The organism is Phenylobacterium immobile (ATCC 35973) (assembly GCF_001375595.1).
Classification (GTDB): domain Bacteria; phylum Pseudomonadota; class Alphaproteobacteria; order Caulobacterales; family Caulobacteraceae; genus Phenylobacterium; species Phenylobacterium immobile.
Window position 1 is genome coordinate 2,744,240 of the sequence record NZ_CVJQ01000001.1, and the last position, 13,078, is coordinate 2,757,317.

Annotated in this window: 14 protein-coding genes; 10 read left to right on the plus strand and 4 right to left on the minus strand. The window is 68.8% G+C overall.

The features are described 5' to 3' along the window. Positions 1-7: 7 nt before the first annotated feature. Both BN1313_RS13415 and BN1313_RS13420 read right to left on the minus strand, forming a co-directional pair. Positions 8-211, minus strand: coding sequence for a hypothetical protein (locus BN1313_RS13415; RefSeq protein WP_091741676.1), 204 nt, complete (start codon positions 209-211; stop codon positions 8-10). A 91-nt stretch (positions 212-302) separates the two neighbouring features. Beyond that, positions 303-1,571 carry a YihY/virulence factor BrkB family protein gene (locus BN1313_RS13420; protein ID WP_091741680.1) on the minus strand — a complete coding sequence of 423 codons (1,269 nt, stop codon included), beginning with the start codon at positions 1,569-1,571 and terminating at the stop codon, positions 303-305. 118 nt (positions 1,572-1,689) lie between these two features. Here BN1313_RS13420 and BN1313_RS13425 point away from each other — a divergent pair, with 118 nt between their 5' ends. The 7 genes from BN1313_RS13425 (at position 1,690) to BN1313_RS13455 (ending at position 7,126) form a co-directional block, all read left to right on the plus strand. Next, positions 1,690-2,469, plus strand: a complete 780-nt coding sequence (locus BN1313_RS13425) for an MOSC domain-containing protein (RefSeq protein WP_091741683.1) — start codon at positions 1,690-1,692, stop codon at positions 2,467-2,469. Further along, a complete protein-coding gene (gene prmC / locus BN1313_RS13430) occupies positions 2,466-3,350 on the plus strand; it encodes a peptide chain release factor N(5)-glutamine methyltransferase (RefSeq protein ID WP_091741686.1) in 885 nt (294 codons plus the stop codon). Before BN1313_RS13425 ends, prmC begins: the two co-directional genes overlap by 4 nt. A gap of 236 nt (positions 3,351-3,586) precedes the next feature. Beyond that, the gene (locus tag BN1313_RS13435; RefSeq protein ID WP_091741689.1) at positions 3,587-4,591 is read left to right on the plus strand and encodes a DUF4167 domain-containing protein; all 1,005 of its coding nucleotides are present in this window, start codon (positions 3,587-3,589) and stop codon (positions 4,589-4,591) included. Positions 4,592-4,654: 63 nt separating this feature from the next. Next, positions 4,655-5,143, plus strand: coding sequence for a Fur family transcriptional regulator (locus tag BN1313_RS13440; RefSeq protein WP_091741692.1), 489 nt, complete (start codon positions 4,655-4,657; stop codon positions 5,141-5,143). Between the two features lie 2 nt (positions 5,144-5,145). After that, on the plus strand, positions 5,146-5,691 hold the full coding sequence (locus tag BN1313_RS13445) for a DUF924 family protein (RefSeq protein WP_425415022.1): 546 nt from the start codon (positions 5,146-5,148) through the stop codon (positions 5,689-5,691). A gap of 73 nt (positions 5,692-5,764) precedes the next feature. Beyond that, complete coding sequence (locus tag BN1313_RS13450; protein WP_091741697.1) at positions 5,765-6,607, plus strand: thymidylate synthase; 843 nt, start codon at positions 5,765-5,767, stop codon at positions 6,605-6,607. A gap of 3 nt (positions 6,608-6,610) precedes the next feature. Beyond that, complete coding sequence (locus BN1313_RS13455) at positions 6,611-7,126, plus strand: dihydrofolate reductase (protein WP_091741700.1); 516 nt, start codon at positions 6,611-6,613, stop codon at positions 7,124-7,126. Here the strand turns inward: BN1313_RS13455 and BN1313_RS13460 are convergent. Together BN1313_RS13460 and BN1313_RS13465 are read right to left on the minus strand one after the other, a co-directional pair. Beyond that, entirely contained in the window at positions 7,123-7,404 is a 282-nt protein-coding gene (locus BN1313_RS13460) for a hypothetical protein (protein WP_091742726.1), read from the minus strand. The genes BN1313_RS13455 and BN1313_RS13460 overlap by 4 nt on opposite strands. A 127-nt stretch (positions 7,405-7,531) precedes the next feature. Continuing rightward, a complete protein-coding gene (locus tag BN1313_RS13465; RefSeq protein ID WP_091741703.1) occupies positions 7,532-8,227 on the minus strand; it encodes a J domain-containing protein in 696 nt (231 codons plus the stop codon). A gap of 93 nt (positions 8,228-8,320) precedes the next feature. On the opposite strand from BN1313_RS13465, the gene BN1313_RS13470 reads away from it, so the two are divergent. The 3 genes from BN1313_RS13470 (at position 8,321) to BN1313_RS13480 (ending at position 13,046) form a co-directional block, all read left to right on the plus strand. Then, positions 8,321-11,902, plus strand: a complete 3,582-nt coding sequence (locus BN1313_RS13470) for a hydantoinase B/oxoprolinase family protein (RefSeq protein WP_091741706.1) — start codon at positions 8,321-8,323, stop codon at positions 11,900-11,902. A gap of 8 nt (positions 11,903-11,910) precedes the next feature. Next, positions 11,911-12,693, plus strand: a complete 783-nt coding sequence (locus BN1313_RS16630; RefSeq protein WP_091741708.1) for a hypothetical protein — start codon at positions 11,911-11,913, stop codon at positions 12,691-12,693. A 68-nt stretch (positions 12,694-12,761) separates the two neighbouring features. Beyond that, positions 12,762-13,046 carry a hypothetical protein gene (locus BN1313_RS13480; protein WP_091741711.1) on the plus strand — a complete coding sequence of 95 codons (285 nt, stop codon included), beginning with the start codon at positions 12,762-12,764 and terminating at the stop codon, positions 13,044-13,046. Positions 13,047-13,078: the final 32 nt, after the last annotated feature.

The following is a 13,078-nucleotide window of genomic DNA, read 5'->3' on the forward strand; positions in this document are numbered from 1 at the left end:
GACAACTCTAGTCCTGGCCAGCCTTCCAGCGGAGTGCTGAAAGCGGGCGGGCGACGAGGTCGCCATGATCCGAAACCCAGGCGCAGCCGGGCTCCAGCTTGACGACGGTGAAGATCGGCGCGCCGCCAGCCTCAAAGGCGACTCGGTCGCCGATATTGAGGGCGTCCGGGCGGGCGGGGTCGATGGCGGTCCAATGAATGGCCTGTTGCATGGCGCATCTCCAGGCGTCGCGGGAGCGCGACGTAGGATGAGCTTGCGCCTCAGGACCTGATGAAAGGTTGATCAGGGCGGTTAGCCGCCGTTCATCCCTCGGACTTCGGCAGCGGCTGCGGCTTGCGGCGCAGGAGGCTTCGACCCTGACGCCCAAGGTCGCCCCTAAGAACGCCGAACATCTTGCGCACGCCCGCGAACGCCAGTCCGACCGTATCGGCCATCGCCGCGCCGCGCTCGCCCATGGGCTTGGGCGCGCCCGAGGTTGAGTCAAGCGCGGTCTGGTGCTCGATTTCTGCGTTCAGTTCCGCGCCGAGCAACACCACCATGACTGAGAACCAGATCCACATCATGAAGCCGATCACCGCGCCGAGCGAACCGTAGGTCGCGTCATAGTGCGCGATATTGTTCACGTACCAGGAGAACCCAAGCGAACCGCCAATCCAGGCGACGGAAGCGAAGACCGAGCCCCAGATCACCCAGCGCCACTGCGCGCGCGCGCGCGACGGCCCATAGCGATAGACGAAAGCGAACCCCAAACCCGCCACCAGCAACAGCACAAGCCAACGAACCGGGATCAGCCATTGGATGCTTTCCCCCAGGCCGACAAATCCCGCGGCCAGTGGCGCGGCGACCAGGATCGCCGTGACCACGGACAAGAACAGCAGCGCGCCGAAGGTGAAGCCCAGGGTCAGGACCCTGCGATAGAAGAAGTTGCGCCGCTCCTCCTCGTCATAGGCGACGTTCAGACCGTCGAAGAGGGCGTTCATGCCGGCGTTCGCGCTCCAGAGAGACAGCAATAGCGAGACGGCGAAGGCGAAGGACAGGTTGCTTTGCTTTTCCGCCACCAGTCGCCCCATCTGGTCGCCCACCAGGCTCAGCACCTCGCGCGGCGCAAAGACCGCCAGCTGATCCAACTGCTGGCTTACCGCGCCCACGTCGGCGAACAGGCCGTAGAGCGAGACAAAGGCGCCGACCCCTGGGAAGATCGCCAGGAGCAGATAAAATGTCACGCCCCCGGCGACCGCAGGCAGCCGATCGGCGCCGATCTCCCGCCATGTGCGCCAGGCGATGTCGCGCCAACCCAGCCAGGGAATGTGATGCGGCTGCGCCGCCAGCCGGCCACGGCCCGGCTCCGCCGTTTCGAAGTGTTCGGGAGAGGCCACGACGGGCTTGGAGAGCCCGGGCTGGACATCCTCCTGCACCACCAAGGGCCGAGGCCCTCTCAGCCACAGGGCGCCGACCACGGCCAAGCCAAGCCATGGCGCCACACTGGCCACGCCCCGGGCGACGGAGCCGGCGGTGAAGCGGCTGGCGCGCAGCGGCGCATTCTGCAGGTTTGAGGACTTGGGACGCGGCATGGCTGCGCTTCAAACCCTCGCCGAACACGCCTGTTCCCGCGAGCCTCTTCAGGCGCTTGCGACCCTGGCGCCCATGCGGCACAAGGCCAGGCTTGGACAACAGCCATGAGCGCGCGCGATGAGCGGCAAGGTCGCCTCAATCTGGCGCTATCCGGTTAAGGGCTTTACGCCGGAAGCGCTCGACGCGGTTGAGATCGCGCCAGGTCGCGGGTTTCCCAACGATCGCATCTACGCCGTCGAGAACGGACCTAGCGGATTTGATCCGCAGAATCCCGCCTTCGTCTCCAAGCACAAGTTCGCCGTCCTGGCCGCCATCCCGCAGGTCGCCGCGGCCCGCACCGCCTACGACGAGCGAACCCAGACCCTGAACGCCTCCGCGCCTGGCCACCCCGACATCCAGGCGCGGCTCGCAGATCCTGCGGGGCGTGAAGCCTTCACAGCATGGCTCGCCAAATTGATCGGCGCCGACGCGATCCGCGGGCCGCTAAGGGTGGTCGAGGGTCCGGGCCACCACTTCACCGACAACCCCCTGGGCCAGGTCTCGATCGTCAACCTCGAGAGCGTGCGCGAGCTCGGCCAGCGCATGGGCTGCGAGATCGATCCCCTGCGCTTCCGCGCCAATGTCTATGTGGAAGGCTGGCCGGCCTGGGCCGAGCTCGGCTGGGCTGGACGGTCGCTGCGGGTGGGCGGCGTCGAGACCACTGTCTTCAAGTCGATCGTCCGCTGCCTCGCCACCCACGTGGACCCGCAGACGGCCGAGCGCGATATAGAAGTCACCCGCGCCCTGTTCGACCACTACGGCCACGTGTTCTGCGGCGTCTATGTGCGCGCGGACCGCGCCGGCGCCGTCCAGGTCGGCGACGGCTGTCCAGAACCCCTTGCCCAGGACGTCCCATGAGCGACTCGTCTCCTCCTGAAAACTTGGTTCAGGCCTGGAAATCCGCCAAGAGCCGCCTCGAGGCCGCCGGCGTCCCCGGCCCCGTCATCGATGCCCGCCTTCTCGTCGAGGCCGCCGCCGACGCCACGCGCGCCGACATTGTCACCGACCCTCACCGGCCGCTGACCGAGGCGCAGTCGGCGACCCTGGCGGACTACATTGACCGCCGCACGCGGCGCGAGCCGGTCAGCCACATCCTCGGCCGCAAGGGCTTCTGGAAGATCATGCTGTCCGTGACGCCGGACGTCCTGACGCCGCGGCCCGACACTGAGACCGTGGTCGAGGTCGCCCTGCGCGATTTCCCCGAGCAGGCCGCCTGGTCGATCCTCGACCTGGGCGTGGGCTCCGGTGCGATCATCCTCTCACTGCTGGCCGAACGCCCCGCCGCCAAGGGCCTGGGCATTGACGTCTCCGAAGAAGCCCTCGCGGTGGCGCGGGAAAACGCTTCCAACCTGGGCCTCGCCAGCAAGCTCGCTCTCCTGCGCGGCGACTGGACCGCGGGCCTCGGCGACGCGAGCTTCGACCTCGTGGTCTCCAACCCGCCCTATATCGCCACCGACGTGATCGAGACGCTCGACCCGGAAGTTCGTGACCATGAGCCCCGGTTGGCGCTCGAAGGCGGCGCTGACGGCCTCGACGCCTATCGGACGCTGGCGCCGGAGATCCTGCGGGTGCTGAAACCGATGGGCCGCTTCGTCGTCGAGATCGGCTATGACCAGAAGGACGCGGTGGAGTCCCTGTTCCGGGCCGCCGGCGGCAGTGAGGTCCAGACGATCCGCGACCTCTCCGACCGAGACCGCGTTGTCACAGGCTTCAAGAACCCCTTGGCAACCGGGGTGTGAGCGGCTACATCACATTCGTCTCCACCCACCTTCGGATACCGGACGAGCGCCCCTTGAGGGTCGCCGCCGCGAAACGGCAGGCGCGGCGCTTCTCACCAGGCATTTCGCCAAGAGCACGGGCGGGGACTTAGGATCACCTTGTATTTCCGCTGGGCTTAAGGCTTGGCGCTTAGGAAGGTCACGCGGTTCCCCGACATGCGGCTCCGGCCCCGGGGAGAGTCCAGGCGGTTATAATAATGCGAGATTTCAAGGGTATGAAGCGCCAGCGTGGGCGCAACCGCGGTGGCGGAAGCAGCGGGGGCAAGCCCCAGCAGCAGAACGCCAATCGGGCCTTCGACTCCAACGGTCCTGAAGGCGTCAAGGTGCGCGGAGCCGCCCAGCACGTCTTCGAAAAGTACCAGCAACTGGCGCGCGACGCCTCCTCGGCCGGGGACCGTGTCCTCGCCGAGAATTATCTGCAGCACGCCGAACACTATTTCCGTCTGCTGCGCGCCATGCAGCCGAACCGGCCGGCGTCGGAATTCCTGGTCCGCGACCAGTTCTCCTCCGGCTTCGACATCGACTTCGAGGACGAAGGCGCCCAGGCCCAGGCCCAGGCCGCCGACGAAGCGGCCGCCGAGGCCCAGCAGAACCCACAGCAGCCTGAAGCCGAAAGCGCCGAACGCTCGGCCTGGCAGGGCGACCGGCCCCGCGAGGAGCGCCAACGCGAAGATCGGTCCCGGGAAGACCGTCAGCGCGACGACCGCCCGCGCAACTTCGACAATGGCCAGAACGGCCAGCAGCGCAGCCGCTGGCGCGACGACCGCGGCGAGCGCACCGATCGCAACTTCGATCGTCCCCGTGATGAGCGTCCCCGTGAGGATCGGGCCCGTGAAGATCGCCCGCGCGACGACCGCCCGCGTGAAGATCGCCAGCGCGATGAACGTCCCCGCGAAGATCGCGCCCAGCGTGAAGACCGCGGGCCGCGTGAGGATCGCCCGCAGCGTGAAGACCGCGCGCCGCGCGAGGATCGCGTCCGCGAGGATCGTCCCGAGGTCGAGGAACGCCGTGGTCCGGTGCTGCGCGACGCTGACGGCGGCGAGAGCCATGCGCCGGCCTTCCTGAGCGCGGCCCCCGCCCCGCGTCCCGAACTTCGGGCCGAGCCGCGGACCGAAGCGAGTGAGGAAGAGCCGGCCCGTCGCCCGCGCCGTGCGCCGCGCGCCGCCAAGCCGGCCCGCGATCGGGACACCGAAGAAGCATAGCGGCTGCTCGCCGTCGCCTAACCGACGGTTGCGATAGCCTGGAAAGGCGCGTTAGCTGAGGCCATGGGATCGGCATGCCATCATCACGAGGCCGAAGACGGGCCGGGCCTCGCCGATGGCGCCCTGGCCAGCGCGCTCGCGGCCGCGGAAATGCGCTGCGTCACCACCGCCGAACGGCTGACGCCGCCGCGCCGGCGCGTGCTGGAGTTGTTGCTGCGAGCTGATGGTCCGCGCAAGGCCTACGACCTGATCGCCGACTTCGGTGAGAGCGGCGCCCCTGCCAAGCCGCCCACCGTCTATCGGGCGCTGGAGTTCCTTGAGCGCCTGGGCTTCGCCCACCGCATCGAGAGCATGAACGCCTATGTGCCCTGTCGGCTGAACACCGCCGAGCATCGGGCCGCATTTCTGATCTGCGAATGCTGTGGCGCGGCCGAGGAGTTCGAACCCGACTTCTCGGTTCAGATCGCCGCCGCTGCAGCTCGCGGTTATGAGCTCCGGGCCCTCAACCTGGAAGCCCGTGGCCTCTGCGCTGGCTGCCGGGCCGAGGCCTGACTTTGACTCTTTCCCCCGCTTCCGTGATCGAGGTCTGGAAGGATGCAGGGCCTGCGCAATGGTTCGCCAAGTCGCTGAGCTTCGACCAGGCGCTGCGCGCTCACTTTGAGGTCCCGCACTTCTTCGCCGCCTCGGGCGGCCACGACGACTGGGCGGAAACGGCGGACGGCGCGCTCGCCCTCCTGATCCTGCTGGATCAGATTCCGCGCAATCTGTTCCGCGAGTCCGGCCACGCCTTCGCCACCGACGGCAAGGCCCGCAAGATCGCCCGCGAGGCGATCGCCGCCGGCCACGATTTGTCGACCGAGCCGCTGCTCAGGCCCTTCTTCTACCTGCCCTTCGAACATGCCGAGGACCTGGCCGACCAGGACTTCGGCTTGGCGGCGATGGAACGCGGCGAGGTCGACCCCGACACCCTGAAATGGGGTCGCCTGCATCGCGACATCATCGTGCGCTTCGGCCGTTTCCCGCACCGCAACGCCGCTCTGGGCCGCATGACCACCCCCGAGGAACAGGCCTTCCTGGATGAGGGCGGCTTCGCCGGCTGAATTGTGGATGGGTTGGAGTTCAAACTCCGCCGCAAGCGCGAATCGGTTGAGCGTGCCGGTTGGAGACTTCGCGATGAACGCCCACGTTGAGATCAAGGTCGAAGCTGTCGATGCGCCTGCGCTCGAGCAGCCCTATCTCGACCTGCTTGCCGACATCCTGGTCAATGGCGTCGAACGCGGCGACCGCACGGGCGTTGGCACGCTCGGCGTCTTCGGCCGGCAGATGCGCTTTGATCTGGCCCGCGGCTTTCCGTTGCTGACCACCAAGAAAGTCCATCGCAAGTCGGTCGTCCTCGAGCTCCTCTGGTTCCTGCGGGGCGACACCAATGTCCGCTGGCTGCAGGAGCGAGGCGTCTCGATCTGGGATGAGTGGGCCGACGCCGAAGGCGAACTTGGCCCCGTCTACGGCCGCCAGTGGCGATCCTGGACCGCCCCGGACGGCAGGGTGATCGACCAGATCGCCAATGTCGTCGAGGCGATCCGCAAGAGCCCCTACAGCCGCCGGCATGTGGTCAGCGCCTGGAACCCGGCCGACGTGGACGACATGGCCCTTCCCCCCTGCCACTGCCTGTTCCAGTTCTTCGTGGCGGAAGGCAGACTGTCCTGCCAGCTCTACCAGCGTTCGGCCGATGTCTTCCTCGGCGTGCCCTTCAACATTGCCAGCTACGCCCTGCTGACGGCGATGATGGCCAAGGCGACGGGCCTTCTGCCTGGTGAGTTCATCCACACACTGGGCGACGCGCACCTCTATCTGAACCACGTCGAGCAAGCGAAGCTGCAACTGACCCGCGCGCCCATGGCCGCCCCGGTGCTGACCCTGGCCGACAAGACCGAGCTCTTCGACTTCACCTTTGAAGACGTGACGCTCAGCGGCTACCGCGCCCATCCGGCGATATCCGCGCCGATCGCCGTCTAGCGCATGCCCGTCATCCTCTCGGCGGGGCCGATCGCGCGCGACCGCAACGGCGTCATCGGCAAGGGCGGCGCCCTGCCCTGGCGACTGAAATCCGACATGGCGATCTTCCGCGCCGTCACCATGGGCAAGCCGGTCATCATGGGCCGCAAGACCTGGGACAGCCTGCCCAAGAAGCCGCTGGTGGGTCGCACCAACATCGTCCTTTCGCGCGACGGCTCATTCGAACCGCAGGGCGCGATTGTCTGCGAGACCTTTTCGGAGGCTTTCGGCATCGGCCGCGACCAGGCCGAGGATGACAGCCGCGACGAGGTCTGCGTGATCGGCGGCGCGTCGATCTTCGAACTGGCTCTGGCCCGCGCCCGGCGGCTTTACCTCACCGAGGTCGACGCCGAGGTCGAAGGCGACGTGCGCCTGTCACCGATCGACGAGACCGGATGGCGCGAGGTCCGCACGCAGCATTACCCAGCTTCGGACGACGACCAATACGCCTTCACGTTCAGAGTGCTTGAGCGGGGTTAGCGCCGTTCTTCCCAGCCGGTGGCCACCCAGTTGTGGCCGCCGATATGGCGCGCTTCGATCACGCCGTCGGTGCGGGCCTTGGAGGTTCGGCGCGCCCGCAGCGACAGGCTGGTGAGCGCGAGCAGCGCGCTGGAGATCACCGCGAGGACCGCCACGGTGGCGGCGAAGAAGACGGCCAGAAGGACGCCCACGACCACGAAGGCCGCCATGGCCAGCGCCGCGCCAGCAGCGGACAGGCTGCGCAGGGCCGAGCCCTGACCGACGATGAAACTCTTCATCATGCTCTTCGACGTCCCTGAAGCTCCGCGGCGTCGCCAACGGGCCTGTAAACAATCCATGACAGTATGTCGGCGCCGGACCGCCCTGCGTCAACTGCGACCAGGGCTGGCGGGTTCAATCGCCGCATTATGCAGCGCCAACCAGGCCCTGAGCCCGGCGTTCGCGCATCGCTGCGTCGAAGGCGGCGTTGATCGCGGCCGCCTTGGCCTCGGCCACCTGGATGAACTCGTCGGGCAGGCCCCGCGCCCGGGCTCGGTCAGGATGGGCCTCCGACAGCTGGGCCTTCCAGGCGGCGCGCAGTTCGGCGTCCGGCGCATCATGAGGTACGCCCAGAATGACATAGGGATCGTTGGCGTCCGCGCCGAGGTGCGTGGCGCGGATGCGCCGGAACGTCAGCTCCGACTGACCGAACAGTTCTGACACTCGCTGCAGATAGGTCATCTCCTCGGCGGTCACGGCGCCGTCGGAGGTGGCGACAAAGAACAGGCCGTCGAGGACATCCTCAAGGATTTGCGGGCAACCGCGATAGCGCTTGGCCAGGCGCCGCGCATAGCTTTCGAAGCCGCGGGTCGTCTGGCGGGCCAGCTGGTACAGCCGCCGCACGTTGCCCTCGCTCTCCGGCTCGGCCTGGAAGATCTCTGAGAAGGCCAGATACTCGCCCGCGTCGGCGCGCCCATCGGCCTTGGCGAGCTTCGCGCCGAGCGCCGTCACCGCCGTTGAAAAGGCGGGGTCCTGGCCGGGGAGACCAGCCGGGCATTCGGCGCATTCCGCCTCGTCAAGATTGCGGACGGCAAGACCGGCGATGTTGCGCCAGAAGCTCATAGATGTTCGAAGGCCTCAAGAGTGTGGCCGCGGCAAGGCGATCTGCGGCGATGTCGGATCATAGGCCCAAACGCGCGGGCGCGGGGTTAAGTTTTGGACAGGCGGTGGCGCTTCTTCATCGATCGTGGCGGAACCTTCACCGACGTGATCGGCGTGGGCCCGGACAACGTCGAGACGACGCTCAAACTGCCATCCGCCTCACCGGCCTATGCGGACGCCGCCGTTGAGGCCATGCGCCGGATCCTGGGCGTCGCGCCGGCCGCGCCCTTCCCGGCCGAGCGGGTCGCGGCGGTCAAGATGGCCACCACCGTGGCCACCAACGCCCTGCTGGAACGCACCGGCGCCAAGACCCTGTTCGTCACCACCGAAGGCTTCGGCGACGTCCTGGCCATCGGCGATCAGATGCGGCCGGATCTCTTCGCCATCGACATCCAGCGCCCCGCGCCGCTCTACGCCGGCGTCGTCGAGGCGCGCGAACGACTGACCGCTGACGGCTCGGTCCAGCTGGCCCTGGATGAAGCCGACCTGGCCGCTCAATTCACCGCCGCGATCAGTGAAGGCTACGAGGCCTGCGCGATCGCCTTCCTGCACGCTGACCTCAATCCCACCCACGAACGGCTCGCCGCATCCCTGGCCCGGGCCGCTGGCTTCGCCTTTGTGGTCACTGGCGCGGAGGTCTCACCCCTGCCGCGATTCATTCCCCGGGCCGAGACCGCCGTCGCCGACGGCTATCTGACGCCGGCGCTGCAGGCCTATGTCCGGCGCGTGGCCGAGGCGATCGGCGATGCGCCCCTCTATTTCATGACCTCGGCCGGCGGTCTGGTGTCGGCCGAGGGTTTCCGCGGCCGCGACGCGGTTGTGTCCGGCCCGGCCGGCGGGGTGGTCGGCGTCGGCCGCACGGCGCTGGCGGCGGGCGGGGCGGCCACCCTCGGCTTCGACATGGGCGGCACCTCCACTGACGTCAGCCGCTTCGCCGGAACACTGGAGCGTCGCGACCGGGCCAAGGTCGCCGGCGTGAGGCTTCGAAGCCCGATGCTCGACGTCGAGACGGTCGCAGCGGGCGGCGGCTCCATCCTGTTGTTCGACGGCCTGCGCGCCCGCGTCGGCCCCGCAAGCGCCGGGGCCCGCCCAGGCCCCGCCTGCTACGGGCTAGGGGGGCCGGCGACGGTCACCGACGCCAATCTGGTTCTTGGCCGGCTTGATCCCGCGGCCTTTCCGGCGGTGTTCGGCGCCGGCGGCGACCAACAGCTGGACGTCGAGGCGGCGCGCGAGGCGCTGACCGACCTGGCTCTCGCCATGGGCCTGTCCGTCGAAGCCGCCGCCGAGGGCTTCCTCGCGGTGGCTGTCGAACAGATGGCCCAGGCGGTCGGTCGCATCTCCACCGAGCGCGGCTTTGACCCCCGCGACCATACCCTCACCGCATTCGGCGGCGCGGCCGGCCAGGTCGCCTGCCAGATGGCCGAGGCGCTGGGCGTCCGCGAAGTCCTTTGCCCACGCTACGCGAGTGTCCTGTCGGCCTGGGGTGTCGGACAGGCGCAGGTCACAGCCTTGCGGCAGGCGGGCGTCGAGCAGCCGCTCAGTCCGGGCGGGCTCGCCGCCGCCGACGCCGCCTTCAAGGCGCTCGAGGGCGAAGCTCACGCCGATCTCGCCCGCCAAGGGGCGCGGGCCGGCGAAACGCGTCGGAGGCTGAGGCTGCGTTACGACGGGGCCGACGCGGAGCTATCGGTCCCGCCCGGGACCGAGGCGGAGGTTCGCGCAGCCTTCGAAACCGCGCACCGCCGGCTCTTCGGCTTCGCCGAGCCCGACCGAACGATCCTGATCGCCGCTGTAGAGGCCGAGGCCACCTCCCAGAGTGACGCCGTCGAAGTCACGACCGTCTCGACGCCGGCGCGCCCTGGAGAGCCGAAAGCCGACACGAGGCTCTATGTCGACGGCGCCTGGCGGGACGCGCCGATTGTCGACGCCGACGACCTTTCGACCCTCGACGGGCCCGCGCTGATCCTGCGCCACGACACCCAGATCGCGCTGCTGGCGGGTTGGCGAGCGACAGCGCGGGACGGAGGCCTGATCCGGCTCTCGCGCCTGGCTGATGCGCCGCGCGCCGCGCCAACTGACCAGGACGTCGCCGATCCGGTGACCCTGGAGCTGTTCAACCGCCGCTTCATGGGCGTCGCCGAAGCCATGGGCGCGGCCCTCGAGCGCACGGCCCAGTCCGTGAACATCAAGGAGCGCCTGGATTTCTCCTGCGCGCTTTTTGACCCGCAGGGCGGTCTGGTGGCCAATGCGCCGCACATGCCGGTCCACCTGGGCAGCATGGGGGCCTCTGTCCGCGCCGTGCGCGCGCGCCATCCGACCCTGCGGCCGGGCGAGGCCTTCGCACTGAACAATCCCTACGCCGGCGGCACCCACCTGCCGGACATCACCGTCGTAGCCCCGATATTCCTCGATCCCGCAGACGCTGAGCCCGCCTTCTATGTCGCCGCGCGCGGGCATCACGCCGACGTGGGCGGCGTTCAGCCGGGCTCAATGCCGCCCTTCTCGACAGATATCGGCCAGGAAGGGGTGATGCTGGACGCCCTGCCGATCATGCGCGACGGCGCCTTCCTGACCGACGCGGTGCGGGCGGCCCTGACAGCGGGGGCCTGGCCGGCGCGTCTGCCGGAGCGCAATATCGCAGACCTCAAGGCCCAGATCGCCGCCTGCGAGGCCGGCGCTGCGGCTGTCCTGGCGATGATCGCGGCCCACGGCGCGGCGACCGTCACGCGCTATATGGGCTTCGTACAGCGCAACGCCGCCCAGGCGGTCCGCCGCGCGCTCGGCCGCCTGCACGATGGCGAATCCCGCGTGCCCATGGACGGCGGCGGCGAAATCGCTGTCACCGTGCGCGTCGAAGGCGATCACGCCATCCTCGATTTCACGGCGAGCAGCGACCAGCTCGGCTCGAACTTCAATGCGCCCGCGGCGATCGTGGATGCAGCGGTCCTCTACGTGTTCCGCACGCTGGTGAATGACGACATCCCGCTGAACGCCGGCTGCCTGGAGCCACTGGAAGTGCGCACCCGGCCAGGCTCCCTGCTCGACCCCCGCCCGCCGGCCGCCGTCGTCGCCGGCAATGTCGAGACCAGCCAGCACGTGGTCGACGCCCTCTATGCGGCGCTGGGCGTGATGGCCAACGCCCAGGGCTCGATGAACAATTTCACGTTCGGCGACGCGACCCGGCAATATTACGAGACCCTGTGCGGCGGCGCCGGGGCAAGCGCCCGCGCCGATGGCGAGAGCGCCGTCCACACGCACATGACGAACTCGCGCCTCACCGATCCTGAGATCCTGGAGCGGCGGTTCCCCGTGCGCCTCGAGCGCTTCGCCATTCGCCGCGGGTCCGGCGGAACGGGCGTCCATCGCGGCGGCGACGGGGCGCTCCGTCGTCTGCGGTTCCTAAGTCCTATACAGGCGGCCCTCCTCTCCACCCGGCGCATCCACGCGCCGCAGGGCCTCGCAGGCGGCGGCGCGGGCGCGACCGGCGCTCAGCGTTTGCTCCGGGCCGATGGCGCCGTTACAGAACTCGGCGGCTGCTTCGCGCTGGAGTTGCACGCTGGCGACGCCATCGAGATCGAGACCCCGGGGGGCGGGGGTTTCGGGTCGGCGGCGAACGTTGAAAATCAAAACACCTCGTGAGGCGTCCGATGTCCGCTCTACTTTTCGCCCTCGCCCTGCTCGCTCAGGACGCAACCCTGACCACCGCCGCGTCAGAGACGCCCGCCGCCGCGCCCGGCCTGCCGCGTGGCGCGCCGCGGGACGATTATCAACTGGTCGCCTGGTGCTATGGGGCGTTGCGCGGCTACGTCGATCTCTATGACGAAGTGATGCCGGAGGTCACGCGGATCGAGACCACCTACCGCGCGCCAGGTTCCTCTCTCGCCGCCGACCTCAAGGTTTACGCCGACCAGCGCAGTCAGGGACGCAAGGACCTCGTGCGGTTCCAGGCGGCGCTGACCGCGGCCGAGAAGGCCTCCATGCGGCCGCTGAACGCCCAGGGCGGCGAGGCCGTCCGCCGCGGTCGCAATGTCTGGTCGTCCGGCCCCGATGTCAGCAAGGCGCGCAAGGCCCAGGAGTGGATGAGTTGGTCTCTGCCCGCGGTCTGCGGCACGACCGCGGATGCGCTGCAGACGCGTTCGGCGCTGATGGCGCCGGCGCTGCGGGCCAATACAGACGCCCCGCCGGCGACCGAGCCGCCGCCGGCCAACATCGAGACCGCCGCTGCGCCTGTCGAGCCAGTGCCCGCCTCCCCTGCGTCGGAAGCCGCGACGCCTTCAGCCGCGTCCGCGGAACCTGCGTCCGGGCCCGTCGTCATCGAGGACGCTCCGGCGGCGGGCGCGTCTGAAGCGCCGTCCGAAGGCCAAGAGCGGCCTTGGACGCGTCGGATGAAAAGGCGGCAGGAGGCGCTCGGCCGGCCAGCGGCGGAATAACCCCGTTGGCGGATCGAAAACCCGGCTTGGCCGTTAGGTAAGGCGACCCTCCATCTTAAGGATCGCCCATGGCCTACGCCCGCAAGAAGCTGCCTGTATTCCCCGGCGAAGGCCAAATCCGCTTTCGGGGATTCCAGGGGCCGACGGCCTATGAGATCACGGGCGATCCCTCGACTCTGCGCCTGGGCCCGCTACGCCTGCGCGGCTGGGCCAGCCTCGACGCGGAACTGGCTCAGGAAGCCTTCCGCGCCGGCGAAGCCGAGCTGACCCTGGAGAACGGGGCCCACTACCGCTTGACCGTGATTGGCCACACGACCGGCAGCGATGTCGTCTACTTCGAGATGCGCATCTAGCGTTTCCGTTTAGGAAGCAATCTGCTTCCTGC

Bases quoted from the DNA above. Each gene is read 5' to 3' on its own strand.
- BN1313_RS13440 (WP_091741692.1), top strand. From the start codon at position 4,655: ATGGGATCGGCATGCCATCATCACGAGGCCGAAGACGGGCCGGGCCTC.
- BN1313_RS13460 (WP_091742726.1), bottom strand. From the start codon at position 7,404: ATGAAGAGTTTCATCGTCGGTCAGGGCTCGGCCCTGCGCAGCCTGTCC.
- prmC (WP_091741686.1), top strand. From the start codon at position 2,466: ATGAGCGACTCGTCTCCTCCTGAAAACTTGGTTCAGGCCTGGAAATCC.
- BN1313_RS13450 (WP_091741697.1), top strand. From the start codon at position 5,765: ATGAACGCCCACGTTGAGATCAAGGTCGAAGCTGTCGATGCGCCTGCG.
- BN1313_RS13480 (WP_091741711.1), top strand. From the start codon at position 12,762: ATGGCCTACGCCCGCAAGAAGCTGCCTGTATTCCCCGGCGAAGGCCAA.
- BN1313_RS16630 (WP_091741708.1), top strand. From the start codon at position 11,911: ATGTCCGCTCTACTTTTCGCCCTCGCCCTGCTCGCTCAGGACGCAACC.
- BN1313_RS13420 (WP_091741680.1), bottom strand. From the start codon at position 1,571: ATGCCGCGTCCCAAGTCCTCAAACCTGCAGAATGCGCCGCTGCGCGCC.
- BN1313_RS13435 (WP_091741689.1), top strand. From the start codon at position 3,587: ATGCGAGATTTCAAGGGTATGAAGCGCCAGCGTGGGCGCAACCGCGGT.
- BN1313_RS13415 (WP_091741676.1), bottom strand. From the start codon at position 211: ATGCAACAGGCCATTCATTGGACCGCCATCGACCCCGCCCGCCCGGAC.
- BN1313_RS13455 (WP_091741700.1), top strand. From the start codon at position 6,611: ATGCCCGTCATCCTCTCGGCGGGGCCGATCGCGCGCGACCGCAACGGC.
- BN1313_RS13465 (WP_091741703.1), bottom strand. From the start codon at position 8,227: ATGAGCTTCTGGCGCAACATCGCCGGTCTTGCCGTCCGCAATCTTGAC.
- BN1313_RS13425 (WP_091741683.1), top strand. From the start codon at position 1,690: ATGAGCGGCAAGGTCGCCTCAATCTGGCGCTATCCGGTTAAGGGCTTT.